Source organism: Kitasatospora sp. NPDC096077, assembly GCF_040303245.1.
GTDB lineage: Bacteria > Actinomycetota > Actinomycetes > Streptomycetales > Streptomycetaceae > Kitasatospora.
Genome location: NZ_JBEOSV010000032.1, coordinates 83,431 through 100,718 on the forward strand (window position 1 = coordinate 83,431; position 17,288 = coordinate 100,718).

At 72.3% G+C, this 17,288-nt stretch carries 14 protein-coding genes and 1 tRNA gene; 11 read left to right on the forward strand and 4 right to left on the reverse strand.

Annotated features, from left to right (window positions below; translation table 11 throughout):
• Nucleotides 1-16: 16 nt before the first annotated feature.
• From ABTZ03_RS25590 to ABTZ03_RS25610, 5 genes are all read left to right on the forward strand, one after another.
• Nucleotides 17-235 (forward strand): hypothetical protein, encoded by a 219-nt coding sequence (locus ABTZ03_RS25590; protein ID WP_350515404.1) that lies wholly within the window; start codon nt 17-19, stop codon nt 233-235.
• Nucleotides 232-1,080, forward strand: coding sequence for a bifunctional DNA primase/polymerase (locus ABTZ03_RS25595; RefSeq protein ID WP_350515405.1), 849 nt, complete (start codon nt 232-234; stop codon nt 1,078-1,080). The genes ABTZ03_RS25590 and ABTZ03_RS25595 overlap by 4 nt, the downstream gene beginning before the upstream one ends.
• Nucleotides 1,077-2,561: an AICE element replication initiation protein gene (locus tag ABTZ03_RS25600; RefSeq protein ID WP_502894577.1), complete on the forward strand. Its 1,485-nt coding sequence runs from the start codon at nt 1,077-1,079 to the stop codon at nt 2,559-2,561. The genes ABTZ03_RS25595 and ABTZ03_RS25600 overlap by 4 nt, the downstream gene beginning before the upstream one ends.
• Nucleotides 2,562-3,029: 468 nt before the next feature.
• Nucleotides 3,030-3,257 carry an excisionase family DNA-binding protein gene (locus ABTZ03_RS25605; protein ID WP_350515419.1) on the forward strand — a complete coding sequence of 76 codons (228 nt, stop codon included), beginning with the start codon at nt 3,030-3,032 and terminating at the stop codon, nt 3,255-3,257.
• Nucleotides 3,257-4,423 (forward strand): tyrosine-type recombinase/integrase, encoded by a 1,167-nt coding sequence (locus tag ABTZ03_RS25610; protein ID WP_350515407.1) that lies wholly within the window; start codon nt 3,257-3,259, stop codon nt 4,421-4,423. The genes ABTZ03_RS25605 and ABTZ03_RS25610 overlap by 1 nt, the downstream gene beginning before the upstream one ends.
• A gap of 71 nt (nt 4,424-4,494) precedes the next feature.
• Here ABTZ03_RS25610 and ABTZ03_RS25615 read toward each other — a convergent pair.
• Both ABTZ03_RS25615 and ABTZ03_RS25620 read right to left on the reverse strand, forming a co-directional pair.
• Nucleotides 4,495-4,567, reverse strand: a tRNA-Arg gene (locus tag ABTZ03_RS25615).
• 197 nt (nt 4,568-4,764) lie between these two features.
• Complete coding sequence (locus tag ABTZ03_RS25620) at nt 4,765-7,134, reverse strand: hypothetical protein (RefSeq protein WP_350515408.1); 2,370 nt, start codon at nt 7,132-7,134, stop codon at nt 4,765-4,767.
• A 298-nt stretch (nt 7,135-7,432) separates the two neighbouring features.
• Here ABTZ03_RS25620 and ABTZ03_RS25625 point away from each other — a divergent pair, with 298 nt between their 5' ends.
• The 3 genes from ABTZ03_RS25625 to ABTZ03_RS25635 all read left to right on the forward strand — a co-directional run bounded on the left by ABTZ03_RS25625 (nt 7,433) and on the right by ABTZ03_RS25635 (nt 9,671).
• Nucleotides 7,433-8,173, forward strand: a complete 741-nt coding sequence (locus ABTZ03_RS25625; RefSeq protein WP_350515409.1) for a GOLPH3/VPS74 family protein — start codon at nt 7,433-7,435, stop codon at nt 8,171-8,173.
• Between the two features lie 428 nt (nt 8,174-8,601).
• Nucleotides 8,602-9,465, forward strand: a complete 864-nt coding sequence (locus ABTZ03_RS25630; protein WP_350515410.1) for a helix-turn-helix domain-containing protein — start codon at nt 8,602-8,604, stop codon at nt 9,463-9,465.
• Nucleotides 9,462-9,671, forward strand: a complete 210-nt coding sequence (locus ABTZ03_RS25635; RefSeq protein WP_350515411.1) for a DUF397 domain-containing protein — start codon at nt 9,462-9,464, stop codon at nt 9,669-9,671. Before ABTZ03_RS25630 ends, ABTZ03_RS25635 begins: the two co-directional genes overlap by 4 nt.
• 179 nt (nt 9,672-9,850) lie before the next feature.
• Here ABTZ03_RS25635 and ABTZ03_RS25640 read toward each other — a convergent pair whose 3' ends face one another.
• A complete protein-coding gene (locus ABTZ03_RS25640) occupies nt 9,851-10,966 on the reverse strand; it encodes an ADP-ribosylglycohydrolase family protein (RefSeq protein WP_350515412.1) in 1,116 nt (371 codons plus the stop codon).
• A gap of 165 nt (nt 10,967-11,131) precedes the next feature.
• The gene (locus tag ABTZ03_RS25645; protein WP_350515413.1) at nt 11,132-13,720 is read right to left on the reverse strand and encodes a bifunctional FO biosynthesis protein CofGH; all 2,589 of its coding nucleotides are present in this window, start codon (nt 13,718-13,720) and stop codon (nt 11,132-11,134) included.
• 182 nt (nt 13,721-13,902) lie between these two features.
• Here ABTZ03_RS25645 and ABTZ03_RS25650 point away from each other — a divergent pair, with 182 nt between their 5' ends.
• From ABTZ03_RS25650 to ABTZ03_RS25660, 3 genes are read left to right on the forward strand one after another with little or no spacing between them, the layout of a single operon-like run.
• On the forward strand, nt 13,903-15,189 hold the full coding sequence (locus ABTZ03_RS25650) for a LolA family protein (RefSeq protein ID WP_350515414.1): 1,287 nt from the start codon (nt 13,903-13,905) through the stop codon (nt 15,187-15,189).
• Between the two features lie 3 nt (nt 15,190-15,192).
• Entirely contained in the window at nt 15,193-16,287 is a 1,095-nt protein-coding gene (locus ABTZ03_RS25655) for an ABC transporter ATP-binding protein (RefSeq protein ID WP_502894578.1), read from the forward strand.
• A complete protein-coding gene (locus ABTZ03_RS25660) occupies nt 16,274-17,194 on the forward strand; it encodes an ABC transporter permease (protein WP_350515416.1) in 921 nt (306 codons plus the stop codon). The genes ABTZ03_RS25655 and ABTZ03_RS25660 overlap by 14 nt, the downstream gene beginning before the upstream one ends.
• The last annotated feature ends 94 nt before the right edge of the window (nt 17,195-17,288 follow it).

The following is a 17,288-nucleotide window of genomic DNA, read 5'->3' on the forward strand; positions in this document are numbered from 1 at the left end:
GCCCAGGGACGCCGCCGTGTGCGCCGCCCTGGACTGGCGCGACGCCCGCCACTACGACCGCACCGGCGACCGCCCATGCCGCTGGTGCGGCCGCCCCACCCCACTGCGGGACGAGCAGCGCAGGCCCTCGCACAAGGTCTGCGCCGAGAACGCGATGAACGACAACGGCGGCCCCCTCCCGCCAAGAAGCGGGGCCGCCGCCAATCCAGCAGAGCACTGGAGGTATCCAGCATGACCCATCTGCCCCCGATCCGGGGAGAGCACCTGCCCACCGCCCTCTCCCTGGCGGCGGACGGCATGCCCGCCCTGCCGCTGCGGGCCGGGAAGGTGCCGTTCGGCAACTGCCCGCGCTGCACTGGCAACGCGTGCGGCGGCCGGCCGAACATGAAGACCCCCGGCCCCTGCACCTGCCCGGCTCCCTGCCACGGCTGGGCCGCCGCCACCACCGACCCCGACATCCTCAACTCGCCCGAGTGGGCGAAGGCGTGGCGCGAGGCGGCGGCGGTGGCCTACCACCCCGGCGGCGCAGGCCTGACCGTCGTAGACCTCGACAACGACGACGCCATCGCCTGGGCGCACGCCAACCTGCCCGCCACCCGGACCGTGCACACGACCCGGGGTGAGCACTGGATCTACCGGGGCGTCATGCCCTCCGCCAACGCGGTTCGCCCCGGCGTGGACATCAAGTCGACTATGGCCTACGCCCGTTGGCTCGGCCCCGGCACGGGCACGATCACCGCCCTGCCGGACGCCGTCCGCGACCTGTTCGTGAAGCAGCCCGCCCCGGTTCGGCCCATGGCCGCGCCCACGCCGGCCGGAGGCGGGGCCTGCCCGCACCGCACCCCCGCCTACCTGGCCCGGGGCATCGCCATGGCGGAGCAGCGCATCACCGAGGCGGCCAGCGCGGTCCACGCCACCGTCTACGGGGCGTTCCTCGCGGTGCTGTCCACGCACGGGCGGTGCGGGTGCCTGACCGAGGCCCACACGGAGCGGCTGTTCGCCGCTGCCCAGGCCAAGGGCGAGAGCGCCCGGCACTGCGCCGACGCGTGGGCCAACGCCCTGACCAGGTTGGGGATGTGACCGTGGCCGAGGACGAGAAGACCCCCGGGCGCGAGATCATCGCCGACTACGCCCAAGCGCACTTCCGGTACTTCCGCACCGCCGACGGCACCGTCTACGCCCAGAAGGTGGGCCACCCGGTCGCCCGGCCGATCCGTTCGCAGGGCACGACCGGCAGCCACCGTCAGGAACTCATGGTCAGCCTGTATCGGGACGGGGTCGGCCTGTTCAATGGGTCCGCTCTTAAGGAGGCTCTGGACCTGATCGAAGCGCTCGCCCTGTCCGAGGACGTGCAGGCCGTTCACATCCGGGTGGCCCCGGGCTTCGACGGGGCCACCTGGCTCGACCTGGGCCGCGCGGACGGGCTGTCCGTGCGCATCCACCCCACCGGCTGGGACATCCTCACCCCGGACCCGCGTGAGGTCTGCTGGCGCCGCACCCAGCTCACCGGCGAACTGCCGTTGCCGGCCAGGGACACCGACGGCAAGGGCATCGACCTCCTTCTGAGACTGACGAACTTCGCCAACGCCCAGACCGAATGCCTGGCCCTGGCCTGGCTCATCGGCTGCCTCTCGCCGGGCGTGCCGGTGCCCGCCCCGTTCCTCACCGGCCCGCAGGGCGCGGGCAAGTCCACCGGCGGCCGGATGCTCGTGCGGATCGTCGAGGGGATGAGCGGTGACCTGCGTCGGGCCCCGAAAGGGGAGGACGACCTGATCGCCGCCGTGGCGGCCGGGTGGGTCACGGCCCTGGACAACCTCTCCCACATGGGTCAGGACCTGTCCGACCTCATGTGCTGCATCGTGACTGGCGTCGAGTCCGTCAAGCGCGCACTGTTCACCGACGGGGACGTGCACCGCTCCGCCTACCGCCGGCCCCTGCTCCTGACCGGCATCGACGTGGGCGTCATTCGGCCCGACCTCGCCGAGCGGCTCCTGCCCCTGCGGCTGGAGCGCCCCAGCGTCCGGCGTACCGAGGCGGAGCTGTGGGCCGAGTACGCCGAGGTGCTGCCGGTCGTGCTCGGGTCGCTGCTCGACCTCACGGTCAAGGTCCGTGCGGCCGAGGCGGAGACCCCGACCGATCTGCGCATGGCGGACTTCGCCCACCTGTGCGCGCAGCTTGACGCCGCGACCGGCTTCGGCTCGCTGGCCGCCTATCGGGCCAGCCTGGACGACCTCACCGACGACGTGATCGAGGGCGACCTGATGGCGCAGACCGTCCTGCGGCACGCCGAGACCATCGAGCCGGGCGGCGCGCAGCGCATGACCTCCACGGAGTGGCTGCAGTGCCTCAGCCGCCTCTACAGCGGCGACGAGCTTCGGCCCGTGCCCAAGGGCTGGCCGACCACCGGCAAGGTCCTCAGCGACCGGCTCAAGCGCCTTCAGCCCACCCTCGCGGCGCGTGGCGTCCTCATCGACACCGGCCGCACCAGCGAAGGCCGCTACCTCGAAATGGCCCGCCCCGCCGCCCCCGTCCCGCACGAGCAGCAGGAGCTGCCGATCTGACCGCCACCGCACAAGCAAGAAGAGCACCAGTGCCGGCGCAGAGGTGCTCCTCTTGCTGTTCGGCGAAGCCGCTAAAAGGACGTGCCGCTTGCGGCTCCTTCTTCACGCCCTGAGGCACGCCTAACTACAAGAGCAGCCCCTTCTTTTTCCTAAGTAGGAAGACGCTGCGTCATCTGCGTCATGCGGGCCGGAAAACGGCTCCTGACCTGCGGCGAAGGCCATGACGCAGACGGCTGCCTCTGCGTCATCCTGCGTCATCTGCGTCATGGGCTGCGTCACCGGATGACGCAGCCCATGACGCAGGGATGACGCAGCCCCCTGCCGCTGCGTCACGCAAAGCCGCAGGTCACGGACCCGGATGACGCTGATGTCGCAATGACGCAGAAATCCCCGCCTCGGACACACACGCCACCCCCCCCCGCAGAGGAGCACGCCTTGGCCAACCACCGCACACCGGCCGCCCCGGCTCTGCCAGAGCAACTGCTGAGCGTCCGAGAGGTCGCCGAGCTCCTCGGCACCTGGAAGACGAGTGGCGAACGCTTCCCTCGACGACTGATCGAGGAGCGCCGGATCACCTTCGTCAAGATCGGGCGCCACGTCCGTATCCCGGCATCCGCCGTCGCCGAACTCATTGCCGCCAACACCGTGCAGCCCATCACCGCCCGCCGTACCGCCACGACCAGGAAAGCCGCCTGATGGCCAACAAGAAGAACAGCCGCCGCCGGTTCGGCGCCGTCCGCCAGCTCCCCTCCGGCCGCTGGCAGGTCCGTTACCGTGACCCGCTCACGGGCATGCTGCGGCCCGACGAGACGACGTACGCCACCAAGACCGACGCCGAGGTGAGGCTGAGCCAGCTCGAAGCCGACATCACGCGTGAGAAGTGGGTCGACCCGGACGCAGGGAAGGTGAACTTCGGCGAGTACGCGACCCGGTGGCTCAAGGAGCGCAAGCTGGAGGAGACCACCCGGGAGCGGTACGAGACCGCGCTCCGGCTGCACATCCTGCCCACGCTCGGCCCGAAGTTCATCGTGCAGATCACCCCGCAGCGGGTGCGCACGTGGCGGACCCGGCTGCTGGAGTCCGGGGTCGGTGAGCCGACCGTGGTCAAGGCGTACCAGATGCTTCGGGCCATCATGAACACTGCCCTGGACGACGAACTGATCAAGCGCAACCCGTGTCGGATCAAGGGCGCCGACACGTACGACGTTCCCGAGCGGCCAGTTCTCTCGGTGGCCGAGGTCTTCGCTGCAGCCGACGCCATCACGCCCCGGTGGCGCGCGCTGGTCCTGGTCACCGCGTTCACCACGCTGCGGTTCGGCGAGCTGGCCGCCCTCCGCCGGCGGGACGTCGATCTGGACGCACGGCTGCTCCGGGTGCGACGGAACCAAGCGGAGCTGTACAGCGGGAAGTTGTACGACAAGGCGCCCAAAAGCCGCGCCGGGTTCCGGCCGGTGGCGTTCCCCGCCTCGATCGTGGACGCCCTGCGGCACCACCTGGAGCACCACGCGGGGCAGGGCCCGAACGGCCACATGTTCATCGGGCCGCGCGGGGGCCGACTTCGCCGGAGCAACTTCCGGGACGACTGGAGCGCCGCGAAGGCCAAGGCGAAGATCTCGGCGGATGTGCACTTCCATGACCTGCGTCACACCGGGAACACCCTCGCCTCGCAGAGCGGAGCAAGCACCAGGGAACTCATGACCCGCATGGGGCACAGCACGGCGCGGGCCGCGCTGATCTACCAGCACATGACCAGCGACCGCGACCGGGCCATCGCCGACCGGATGGGTGAGATGGTCGCGAAGGAGCTGGAGAGGGACGTCCCGCCGGACGCATCTGGCACGGACGTGGCACAGGACGACTAGCGGTCCGAAACGACGAAGGCCCGGACTGGAGGAATGTCCCTCTGGCCTGGGCCTTTTCGTCTTCTGTGATGTGCCCCAGGCAGGATTCGAACCTGCGACACCGGCTTTAGGAGAGCCGTGCTCTATCCCCTGAGCTACTGAGGCATGGCCGGTCGGTGACCAGGCCGTTCACAGCGTACCGGATCGGGCGTCGGCCAGGGGTGGCGGACTGTGGCACGGGCCCGGCGGGGCCGGTGGACCTTGAAGGGGGAGCCGGGCGGACCGGCTCCCCCTTCAAGGTTCGGGGTTCGGGGTTCGGAGGAGGCAGGAGGAAGCGGAAAGGGGAAAAGACGGAAGGAGGGTCAGAGCAGGCGCAGCAGGCGCGACTGGATGGACGGCGGGTTCAGGTCGGACTGGAGGGCCACCGGCACCTCGGTCTTGCTGTCGCCCACCCGCAGCGTGCCGATCTCCTGGCCCGCCGCCATGGTGTGGCCGACCGCGCCCGGGGCGAGGGTGATCGTGCCGGTGATGCCCGGGAAGCCGGCCACCACGAGGTCCTTGGTCGCGACGACCGGGACCTTGCCGCCGAGCCCGTCGTCCACGGCTCCGACGACGTCGCCCTTCTTCACCACGGTCTGACCGGTCAGCCCGTTCTGGGCGGCCTGGATCTGCTTGCCGCTGACCTTGAGCACGGTCGGCAGGATGCCGTCGCCCGGGTTGGGCGAGGTGGCCTGCTGGCCCAGGGTGACGCCGAGGATCAGTCGCTTGGTGCCGCCGATGTCCTTGTACGCGGCCCACATCAGGCAGCCGCCGGCCGGGGTGCTGGAGCCGGTCTTGACGCCGATGACGCCGGTCTTCGGGTTGATCAGGTTGTTGGTGTTGGAGATCTTCACGCCGTTGAGGGTGGTGTCCGGGGTGGCGACGATCTGCCGGAAGATGTCGTCCTGCATGACCTGCTCGGCCAGCTTCAACTGGTCCTTCGCGGTGGACTTGGTGTCCGCGTTGAAGCCCGCCGGGTCGGCGTAGGTGGTGTTGGTCATGCCGAACTTGGCCGCGGTGTCGTTCATCTCCTTGACGAACGCCTCCTCGGAGCCGGAGTGGAAGCGGGCGAGCAGCCGGGCCACGTTGTTGGCGGACGGCAGCATCAGCAGTTCCAGCGCCTGGTACTCGCTGAGCACCTGGTTCTCGGTGAGCGTCACCCGGGACTCGTCGGCGTTGCCGGACTCCTGCGCGGCCTGCTTGTCGACGACGATCTTCGGGCCGCTCTCCCCCTTCTTGAGCGGGTACTTCTGCAGGATCAGGTAGGCGTTCATCACCTTGGTGACGCTGGCGATCGAGGCCGGCGTCTCCTGACCGGAGCTGCCGAGGGTGCCGACGCCGACCACCTCGGCGGCCGACTGGCCCTTGGTCGGCCAGGCCAGGTCGAGCTGGTCCCCGGAGAAGCTGAAGCCGGAGGAGGCCGTCATCCGCAGCTTCGGGTCCGGCAGCGGGCGCAGCAGCTGCGCCACCACCACCGCGCCGAGCACCACGGCCAGGAAGACCGTCCAGATGGTGATCCGCTTGAGCGCGCGCCGCAGCGGCGAGACCGGGCGGGCGTTGAGGGTCGCCAGGACCTCCATCGCCTCGGCCGTGTTCTCCGGCGGGAGCATCGGCTGCGGGGAGGGCAGCGGCTCGGGCCCGGGCAGCGGCGGGGTGGGCGGCAGCGGCCGCGGGTCGGGCTCGGGCAGTGGCGTCGGCGCGGGGGCCGGCGTCGGCTTGGGGGCCGGGACCGGGGTCGGGGCCGGGGTCGGCTCGGGTTCGGGTTCGGGTTCGGGTTCGGGGAGGGGCTCGGGCGTCGGCTCCGGGACGGGGGCCGGCTCCGGGGGCTCGGGCACGGTGCCGACCGTCGGGGCCGCGGGCGTGCGCAGCGGCTTGGGCTTCTCCAGCTTCTCGGCCTGACCCGGCTTGGTCAGCAGGAGGGTCGGCGAGGAACCGGCGGGGGCGTCCTTCTCGGGCGCGGCGGGCTTCTCGGCCGTCTCCTCCGCCTCGGTGTCGGCCTCGTCGTCGGCGGCGTCGGTCTTCCCCGCCGGCTTGTCCCCTGCGCTCTCCGCAGCCTTGTCCGCAGCCTTGTTCCCGGCCTTGTCCGCAGCCTTCTCAGCGCCCTCGACGATGCCCTCGCCGACGGGTTCCGCCGCCACGGCCGCCGTCCGCATGGCGAGACGGGGGTCGGCGACGGACGGCCGCTCGGCGGCCTCCTTCGTCCCGCCCGCCTTCGTCCCGTCGGCCTTCGGCTCCTCCTTCTGATCCGCCGCCCCGCCGTCGGAAGCGTTATCGTCCGCGGGCTTCAGCAGTTCCTCCGGCAGGCGCAGCGCGGTGGTCCTGTTGTCCACCGGCAGGCGCAGCATCGTCGTCCGGCTGTCCACATCCCGGACACGGAGCTGTACGGTCGAGCCGCCCTTGGCGCCCGTCCTCGGCGCGTCGGCGTCGTCCTCGGCACCAGCGGCAGCGTCCGCATCGGCGGCCGCGCCGGCGGAGTCGGCGTCAGCGGCGGGCACCCCGTCGGCACCGTCCGCCGGAGCCTCGACGGAGGTCTTCGCGGGGACCTCCGTCGAGACCTCCGTCGGGACCTCCGCGGCCTCACCGGTGCCGGCGGCCGCGGCTGACGCCCCGGCGGTCACCGCACCGGTCCGTTCGCGCTCGCGGTCCTGCTCCCGCTCGCCGTCCCTCAGCACCCTGTCGGGGGACTCGCCCACGTATCCCAGCCTCCTCAACGCCCGGCGGGGCACCGGCGAACCCGATTTCGGGAAGCCGACGCCCCGCCCCGTGTACCTGTACAGTCTCCGCCACCGATGGCCGATCCGGCCGCGCACACCCCGCCCGACCGGCGCTTATTGCCGCCGCACGGCCGCAATGCGGTCTGTTCAAGGGTCAGACGCCGGGCCTGCGGCCGCCGGTTCCGCGCCTTCACCGCAAGGTCACGATTCGGAGGCGTACTCGACAAGCCCGTGTGAGAGGCGTCACCCTGTCTCTCATCCACGCGGGGAGGCTTGGATGGGCAAGAGCCGCAGAACTGTTCCCGAGGAACTCTTGCTGCTCGCTTTGGACCCGACCACGGGTACCACGGCGCAGCCGCAGACCCTCGACCTCGGACTCGCCGGGGCGCAGCTCGTCGAGCTGTCCCTGGCCGGACGGATCGTACCGGAGGGCGACCGGATCGCCGTCGTGCTCGCACGGCCGACGGGCGACCCGACGCTCGACCACGCACTGGAGCTGCTGCGCCGACGCGGCAGTCCGGTCCGCGCGGCGCACTGGATCGGCGGGCCCCGGCTGGGGCTGCGGCAGACCTACCTGGCGCACCTGGAACGCTGCGGCATGGTCACGGCCGTGCCCGGGCAGGTGTGCGGGGTGCTGCCGACGATCCGGTACCAGGCGTCCGACGACTGCACCAACGCCGCGATCAAGCAGCGGCTGGACACCGCGATCCGCACCGGCGTGCCGCCGGACCCGCGGACGGCCGCGCTCGCGGCCCTCGCCCACTCGGTGGGTCTGGGCAAGCACCTGTACCCGGGCAACGAGGGCCGGTCCTCGCGGTCGCGGCTGCGCGATCTGATCCGGTACGACCCGCTGGGCGGGATGGTCGCGCACGCCGTGATGGACGTGCAGAACGGCCTGCCGGCCCAGCAGAACCGTTCTTCCCAGGGTCCCGGGGCCGTTTCCGGTCGTTCCGGCGCCCGTGCGGCGGGCCGGGCTTCGGGCGGGCGGGTCTCCGCTCCCCGGGTCGGGGTGCGCTGAGCCCGGCGGTCCGACGGCACGGGCAGCACCCGCAGCACCGGCACCACGAGCAGCACGAGCAGCAGCCGCAGCAAGAGCAGCACCGGCACCACGAGCAGCACCGAGGGGCGGTCGCCCCGCGACGCAAGTCGCCCGGCGACCGCCCCTCTGCCGTTCCCGCACGCCGCCGCCGAGGTCCGTCCCGGCCGGTCGCGGGGCCGGCCGCAACGACCGGTTCGAGTCGCCGAGCCGCATTACCACCTGGGGGCTTCCGCCGTCTCACGGACGCGCTTTTCCGACGATCTGTTCTACCGCGCTGCTGTGATTCCCCGGCGCCGACCTGGCCCAAGGTGACATGCTGCTCCAAGTCAGGGGGGTTGGTCCCAATGTCCGAAGTGTTCCGAGGACTGCCGTTCCAACGATCACCAGAGGTTCGGCCGGAGGTCGACGTGTCCGCGAACATCAATCCCACCGTGCGCCGCCGACGGCTCGGCTCCGAGCTGCGCAAACTCCGCGAGGGCCTGGGGATGACGGCGGAGGAGGTGGCCGGTCGGCTGATGGTCTCCCAGTCGAAGATCAGCCGGCTGGAGAACGGCCGCCGCAGCATCAGCCAGCGCGACGTGCGTGACCTCTGCGACGTGTACAACGTGGCCGACGACCAGATGCGCAACAGCCTGATGGAGATGGCCAAGGAGTCCCGGCAGCGCGGCTGGTGGCACGACTTCAACGACATGCCGACCCCGTACAGCGTCTACATCGGCCTGGAGGCGGAGGCCTCCTCGATCCGCGCGTACGAGTCCTCCTTCATCCCCGGTCTGCTGCAGACCGAGCAGTACGCCCAGGCGGTGGTCGAGGGCACCCAGCCGGACACCGACGCGAACGCGGTGCAGCGCCGGGTGCAGGTGCGGATGAAGCGCCAGGAGCGGGTTCACGGCGAGAACCAGCTCGGCAGTCTGTGGACCGTCATAGACGAGGCGGCGCTGCGGCGCGAGGTCGGCAGCCGGGAGATCATGGCCAAGCAGCTGCGGCAGATGCTGGAGCTGAGCCTGCGTCCGAACATCACCATCCAGGTGATCCCGTTCTCGCACGGGGCCCATCCCGGCATGACCGGGACATTCTCCCTGCTGGAGTTCCCGGAGTCAGCCGATTCCACGGTTGTCTACTTCGAAGGTGTGACGAGCGATCTCTACCTGGAGAAGGAGGCCGATGTGCGCCGCTATACCGGTCTGTACGACTACCTGAGAGCGGCCGCGCTCGGTGTCGCGGAGAGCCGGTCGCTGATAGCCGACATCGAAAAGGGATACCACGAATGAGCACCCCCGCCGAGCACGGAGCCCACTGGCGCAAGAGCAGTCACAGCGGAGGCCAGGGCGCCTGCGTGGAGATCGCCGGACCGGCCGCGGGAGCGGTCGCCGTCCGGGACTCCAAGGATCCGCTCGGACCGCAGTTGCGCTTCTCCACCGAGGCCTGGAACGCGTTCGCGTCGGCCGCGGCGGCGGGGTCCTTCGGCGAGGTCTGATCCGACCGGATCCGTGCTCGGCCCAGTTGCCCGTAGCACTGTCCGTCGCCCCGTGCGGCGGTCGGCGCGACGGGCAACTGCCGTTCCGGGCCCGGTCCTCCGGCGCCGGGACCCCGAGACTCCGGGACCCCCGGGACGCGGGGACGCCGGGACGCCGGGACAGCGAGACACCGGGACGCTCAGTGCGCCACCGGGTAGCGGACGGCCCAGTCGGCGCCCTCCGGGCTGTGCCGGTCGTGCAGTTCGGTGCCGTGCATCAGCTCCAGGGCGAAGTCGTCGGCGAGTTCGAGGATCGCGCCGCGCCCCTCCAGCCCGGCCACCAGGCCGGGCGGCAGCGCGGTGTCGCCGTGCAGCACCCCGAGCAGGTTGCCGCAGATCGCGCCGGTGGAGTCGCTGTCGCCGGAGTGGTTGACGGCGAGCAGCAGGCCCGAGCGGACGTCGTGCGCGACCAGCGCGCAGTAGACCGCGATGGCCAGCGCCTCCTCGGCGACCCAGCCCTCCCCCAGCGCTTCGACCCGCTCGGCGGACGGCTCGCCGGCCCGCACCGCGTCCAGCGCGGCCCGCAGGGCGGCGGTGGTCTCCTCGTGCGCCTGCCGCTCGGAGAGCAGGGCCAGCGCCAGGTGGACGCCCTCCTCCAGGGTGCCGCCGCGGGCGACCGCCTGGACGATCACCGCGAGCGCGCCCGCCGCGAGGTAGCCGGTGGGGTGGCCGTGGGTGAGCACCGAGCACTCCACCGCGAGCTGGAACACCAGGCCCGGCTCCCAGGTGGTGAGCAGCCCGAACGGCGCCGCCCGCACCACCGTGCCGCAGCCCTTGGAGTGCGGGTTCTTGGGCTGTTCCAGGGTGCCGAGCCGCTCGCCGTCCGGGCCGGTGAGGCCGGTCAGGCAGCCCTGGCCGGGGGCGCGCTGGGCGTACAGCCATTCCTCCCGGCCGAGCCAGCCGAGGTCGGGGCGGCGCTCGTCCGGGCCCCAGTCGCGCTGGGTGGCGGCCCAGCGCAGGTAGGCGAGGTGGAGGTCGGTGGGCGGGTGCCAGCTGCCGGTGTCGCGCCGGATGTGGGCGCGGATCAGGCCGTCCACGGTGAACAGGCTGAGCTGGGTGTCGTCGGTTATCGCGCCGGTGCGCCCGTACGCGGGGAGGTAGCCGGTGACGCCCTGCGGGCCGTGCTGGGCCCGGATCTTCTCCAGCGGCTCGAACTCGACGCCGGCGCCGAGCGCGTCACCGATGGCACCGCCGAGCAGGCAGCCGCGGACCCGGCTGCGGAAGTCCTGCTGCTGGGCTCGTGACCACAGTGGCATCACGGCGGGGCGCCTTTCGTCGGGGTCGGGGGCCGCACGCGGCCCCACGGCGGCCGACGCGCCCCCGCACTGTACTTCGAAGATTCGAACGGATCGACGGAGTCCCCGGCCCGCGCACCCCGGCCCGCCGTCGGTGGCACGGCGGGCCGGGGCGGCGCCCGGGTGTCAGTCGAGGACGGGCAGCAGCTCCGGCAGGTGCCCGTCCGAGGCCAGCGCCGCCGCCTGCCGCTCGGCGGGCACCTCGCCGTAGACGGTGGTGCGCTGGCGGTGCGGGCGGCCCGCGGCCTCGGCGATCGCCTGGAGGTCGCGCACCGACTTGTAGCTGCCGTACGCGGAGCCGGCCATCCGCGAGATGGTCTCCTCCATCAGCGTGCCGCCGAGGTCGTTGGCGCCCGAGCGGAGCATCTCGGCCGCGCCCTCCGCGCCCAGCTTGACCCAGCTGGTCTGGATGTTGGGGATGTGCGGGTGCAGCAGCAGCCGGGCCATCGCGACCACCGCGCGGTTGTCCCGGGCGGTCGGACCGGGGCGGGCGATGCCGGCCAGGTAGACCGGGGCGTTGGTGTGGATGAACGGGAGGGTGACGAACTCGGTGAAGCCGCCGGTGCGTTGCTGGATCTCCGCGAGCAGTCGCAGGTGGCCGAGCCAGTGCTGCGGGGTGTCCACGTGCCCGTACATCATGGTGGACGAGGAGCGGATGCCCAGTTCGTGCGCGGTGGTGACCACCTCGACCCAGGTCGCGGCGGGCAGCTTGCCCTTGGTGAGCACCCAGCGGACCTCGTCGTCGAGGATCTCGGCGGCGGTGCCCGGGATGGTGTCCAGGCCGGACTCCTTGGCCTGCTGCAGCCAGTCCCGGATCGACAGCCCGGTCCTGGTCGCGCCGTTGACCACCTCCATCGGGGAGAAGGCGTGCACGTGGATGCCGGGCACCCGTTCCTTCACCGCGCGGGCGATGTCGAAGTAGGCGGTGCCGGGCAGGTCCGGGTGGATGCCGCCCTGCATGCACACCTCGGTGGCGCCCACCTCCCAGGCCTGCGCGGCCCGTTCGGCGACCTGCGACAGCGACAGGGTGTAGGCGTCGGCGTCGGTGCGGCGCTGGGCGAAGGCGCAGAAGCGGCAGCCGGTGTAGCAGACGTTGGTGAAGTTGATGTTCCGGGTGACGCAGTAGGTGACGTCCTCGCCGACCGCCGACCGGCGGACGTCGTCGGCGATCCGGCAGAGCGCGTCCAGGGCCGGGCCGTCCGCGTGGAACAGGGCCAGCGCCTGGTCGTCGGTGAGCCGGGTGGGGTCGTCGGCGGCCACCGCGAGCGCCTCCCGCAGGTCCCCGGCGAGGCGCTCGGGCGCGCCCTTCGCCAGCACCTGTTCGCGCAGTACGTCCCAGTCGCCGTACACGTCCTCGAAGTCGGCCCGGCGGTCGCCGGTGCGGCCCTCGGTGTCGACGGCGGTGTGCAGGTCGGTGCGGCCGTACGACTGCGGGAGGTCCTCGGGTTCCTGCCAGGGCAGGCCGCGGACCGGCGCGTCGGGGTTGGCCAGGCCGGTGGCCGGGTCGGCGAGGGCGCGGACGTGCGGCAGCACCCGCGGGTCCAGCCAGGGTTCGCCGCGCAGCACGTACTCGGGGTAGACGGCCAGCCGCTCGCGCAGTTCGAAGCCGGCCGCGGCGGAGCGCTCGGCCAGCCGGTCGATCTGCGGCCAGGGGCGTTCGGGGTTGACGTGGTCCGGGGTGAGCGGGGAGACGCCGCCCCAGTCGTCGATGCCGGCCGCGATCAGCCGCTCGTACTCGCCGTCGACCAGGTTCGGCGGCGCCTGGAGGCAGGCAGTCGGGCCCAGCAGGTGCCGGGCGACCGCCACCGTGGCCACCAGCTCGTCGAGTTCGGCGTCGGGCATGCCGCGCATCGCGGTGTCCGGCTTGGCCCGGAAGTTCTGCAGGATCAGTTCCTGGACGCCGTGGTAGGCCCGGGAGACCTTGCGCAGCGCGAACAGCGACTCGGCGCGTTCCGCGTAGGTCTCGCCGATGCCGATCAGCAGGCCGCTGGTGAACGGGACGGAGCTGCGGCCGGCGTCCTCCAGCACCCGCAGCCGGACGGCCGGTTCCTTGTCGGGGGAGCCGAAGTGCGGACCGCCGGGTTCGCTCCACAGCCGGGTGGCGGTGGTCTCCAGCATCATCCCCATCGAGGCGGAGACCGGCTTGAGCCGCTGGAAGTCCGTCCAGCTCAGCACCCCGGGGTTGAGGTGCGGGAGCAGGCCGGTCTCCTCCAGGATGCGGATGGACATCGCCCGGACGTAGGCGACGGTGTCGTCGTAGCCGTGCGCGTCCAGCCACTCGCGGGCCTCCGGCCAGCGGTCCTCGGGCTTGTCGCCGAGCGTGATCAGGGCTTCCTTGCAGCCGAGTTCGGCCCCGCGCCGGGCCACCTCCAGCACCTCGTCCGGGGACATGAACATCCCCTGGCCCTCCCGGCGCAGCCGGCCGGGGACGGTGGCGAAGGTGCAGTAGTGGCACTTGTCGCGGCAGAGCCGGGTGAGCGGGATGAAGACGCTCTTGGAGTAGGTGATGACTCCGGGGCGGCCGGCCGCCTCAAGTCCGGCGTCACGCACCCGGGCGGCGCTCGTACACAGGTCGCGCAGGTCCTCGCCCCGGGCCTGGAGGAGCACGGCGGCCTCGGTCTGGTCGAGGGCGACGCCGTCGCGGGCGCGGCGCAGGGCGCGCCGCATCGCGTTCGCGGTCGGGGGGGTGCTTACTTCCGTGACGGTTCCGTCCATGGCGCGACCCTACGCCAGACGTCGTACTCCGGCAGGAGTAACCCTGAGGCCGTATCAGGGTCGACGTACCCCGGCAGGCGAACATCGAGATGGCCCCGCAGGGCGATGACGCGGCGGCGGTCCCGGCCTCTAATGGAGGGGCAGTGCCAATCGCACGGCTTCACGGAGGAGTTGAGGACGACATGACCGATGAGACGGCGGTGGACGGCCGGATGGACGACGGGGCACCGTACCGCTCGCGACGGCGCACCATGGTGCGCGCCGGGGTTCCGCTGGCGATAGCCGCGGTGATCGCCGCCGGGGTCGGCCTGGTGCCGGCGCTGGCCGCCGACTCGCCGCCGGACCTGCCCCAGTTGTCGGCGGAGCAGGTGGTGGCCAAGGCGCTCGGCTCCGACGCCCAGACGCTGTCCGGGGAGGTCTCCGTCTCCACCGACCTGGGGTTGCCCAGCCAGCTGGCGGGCGCGGCGGCCGGCGGGCTCGGCGCCGCAGCCGGGCACGGTTCCGGCCAGGGTGGGGGCTCGGCCGCGGACCCGCAGGCCAAGCTGCTGGGCCTGCTCGGCGGCGACCAGACGCTGCGGGTCGCGGTGGACGGCCCAGACCGCCAGCGGGTGGACCTGCTGGAGAACATGGCGGGCTACACCCTGGTCCGCAACGGCGACCAGAGCTGGGCCTGGGACAGCTCGACCAACACCGCGGTGCACCTGACCGGGCGTCCGGCCGGGCACGGCGAGGCCGCCAAGACGCCGCTGACCGGGGTGCCGACCACCCCGCAGGAGGCCGCCAAGCAGTTCCTGACCGCGGGCGCCGGCACCACCTCGGTGACGGTGGCGGGGACGGCCACCGTGGCCGGGCAGAAGGCGTACCAGCTGAGCGTCAAGCCGACCCAGTCGGGTTCGACGATCGCCGAGGTGCGGATCGCGGTGGCCGCCGACAACGGGGTGCCGCTCGCGGTGGTGGTGAAGTCCACCGACGGCTCCACCGTGCTGGACATCCACTTCACCGACGTCTCCTTCGCCAAGCCGGCCGCCAAGACCTTCGACTTCACGGCTCCCAAGGGTGCCAAGGTGACGGAGAAGAAGGCGGACGAGGCGACGAAGGACGCCCAGGGCGGGCATGCGAAGGGCCAGGGCGTCCAGGGTGCCCGGGGCGAGCGGGGCGCCGGGGGCCACGACGGGGTGAACGTGATCGGCGAGGGCTGGACGACCGTGGTCTCCACCCAGCTGCCCAGCTCCCCCAAGGCGCCCTTCGGCGGCCCGCAGGGCGACGGCGGGCAGGCTGACGGGAAGCAGGGCAAGCGGCACAGCGGAGTGATAAGCCCGCAGGCACTGGCGAAGTCGCTCGGCAAGCCGGTCGCCGGCGGCACCCTGATCAGCACCAAGGTCGTCAACGTCCTGCTGACGGACGACGGCCGGGTCTTCGCCGGCGCGGTGACCCTGCCGGTCCTCCAGCACGCCGCCGGGGTGAACTGACGGATGACCGGGACTCCCGTAACGGGGGACGTTACGGAGTCGGCCGGGGGTCCGGGCGCCGCGTCGCGCCCGGACCCCGCGCCCGCCCCTGGCCCCTCCCCCGTCCTCTCCTCCTCTCCGTCCGTTTCCCCGTCCGTTTCTCCGTCCGTTTCTCCGTCCGATGACGTGATCAGGACCCGCGGTCTGACCAAGCGCTTCGGGGGCGGCCAACTCGCCGTCGACGGGCTGGACCTGACCGTTCCGCGCGGCTCCGTGTTCGGCTTCCTCGGCCCCAACGGCTCCGGCAAGACCACCACCATCCGGATGCTGATGGGCCTCATCTCCCCCACCTCCGGCGTGGCCACCGTGCTCGGCGAGTCGATGCCGCAGTCCGTCGCCTCCGTGCTGCCCCGGGTGGGCGCGCTGATCGAGGGCCCGGCGCTGTACGGCTTCCTCTCCGGCCGGGACAACCTGGTCCGCTTCGACGCCGCCGACCCGACCGCCGATCCGCGCACCCGCAAGCAGCGGGTCGAGACCGCGCTGGAGCGGGTCGGCCTGAGCGCCGCCGCGGGCAAGAAGGCCCGCGCGTACTCGCTCGGCATGAAGCAGCGGCTGGGCCTGGCCTCCGCACTGCTGCAGCCGCGCGAGCTGCTGGTGCTGGACGAGCCGACCAACGGGCTGGACCCGCAGGGCATGCGGGAGATCCGGGCGCTGGTCCGGGAGGTCGCGGCCGAGGGCACCACGGTGTTCCTCTCGTCGCACCTGCTGGACGAGATCGAGCAGGTCTGCACCCACGCGGCGGTGATGTCGCGCGGCCGGCTCCTGGTGCAGGGCACCGTCGCCGAGCTGGCCGCCCGGGCCCAGGGCCGGCTGGTGGTCCGCACCCCCGACGTGGCGCAGGCCGCCGAGGTGCTGGCGGCCCACCAGGTGGGCGCGCTGGTGCCCGGCGAGGGCCGGGTGGACGGCGAGCTGGGCGCGAGCGGCGACGAGGTGCTGCCCAAGCTGTGCGCGGCGCTGGTCGAGGCCGGGGTCCGGGTGCACGGGTTCGGGCTGGAGCGGGGCACATTGGAGGACGCCTTCGTGGCGCTGACCGGGGAGGGCTTCGATGTCGCGGGCTGAGGCGACGGAGGTGGAAGCGTCGCGGGCCGGGGCCTCGCCGCCCGGTGCGGTGCTGGTGGCCGGGCGGCGGCCGCAGACCGCGTCCGGGTTCCTGGCGCTGTTCCGCAACGAACTGCACCTGACCTTCCGCCGGATGCGGACCAAGGTGCTGCTGGGCATCCTGGCGGCGCTGCCGATCCTGATCGGGGTGGTCGTCAAGCTCAACACGGACAGTCCGCGCGGCGGTGGCGGCGGGGCGCCGAGCTTCATCGCCCAGACCACCCAGAACGGGCTGTTCCTGGTGTTCACCGCGCTGGCGGTGGCCCTGCCGGTCTTCCTGCCGATGACGGTCGGCGTGGTCGCCGGGGACTCGGTGGCGGGCGAGGCGGCCACCGGGACGCTGCGCTACCTGCTGGTCGCCCCGGCCGGGCGGACCAGGCTGCTGGCCGCCAAGTTCACCGCCGGGCTGGTGTTCTGCATGGCGGCGACCGCGGCGGTCGCGCTGGCGGCGCTGGCCACCGGGGCCGCGCTGTTCCCGCTCGGCGAGGTCACCCTGATCTCCGGGGACACCATCGGCTTCGCCGACGCGCTGCTGCGCGCGGTGCTGGTGGCCGGGGTGGTCGCGGCCTCGCTGGCCGGACTGGTGGCGATCGGGCTGTTCGTCTCCACCCTCACCGGCAGCGGCATCGCGGCGATGGCCGCGACCGTCGGGCTGGTGATCACGGTGCAGATCCTGGACGCCTTCCCGCAGCTGGACCCGATCCGGCCGTTCCTGGTTACCCACTACTGGATGAACTTCTCGGACCTGCTGCGCGAGCCGATGTACTGGGACGGCGTGTGGAAGGACCTCGGCCTGCAGGCCGCCTACGTCGCCGTGTTCGGCTCGGCGGCCTGGGCCCGGTTCAGCAGCCGCGACATCAGCGCCTGAGAAAGTGTTGGGTAAGTGATCAACTCCGTGGCGTGATGCATGCCGGTGATCTTCGCGGTCTGGGGACCCGCGAAGATCACCGGCATGTGTGTCT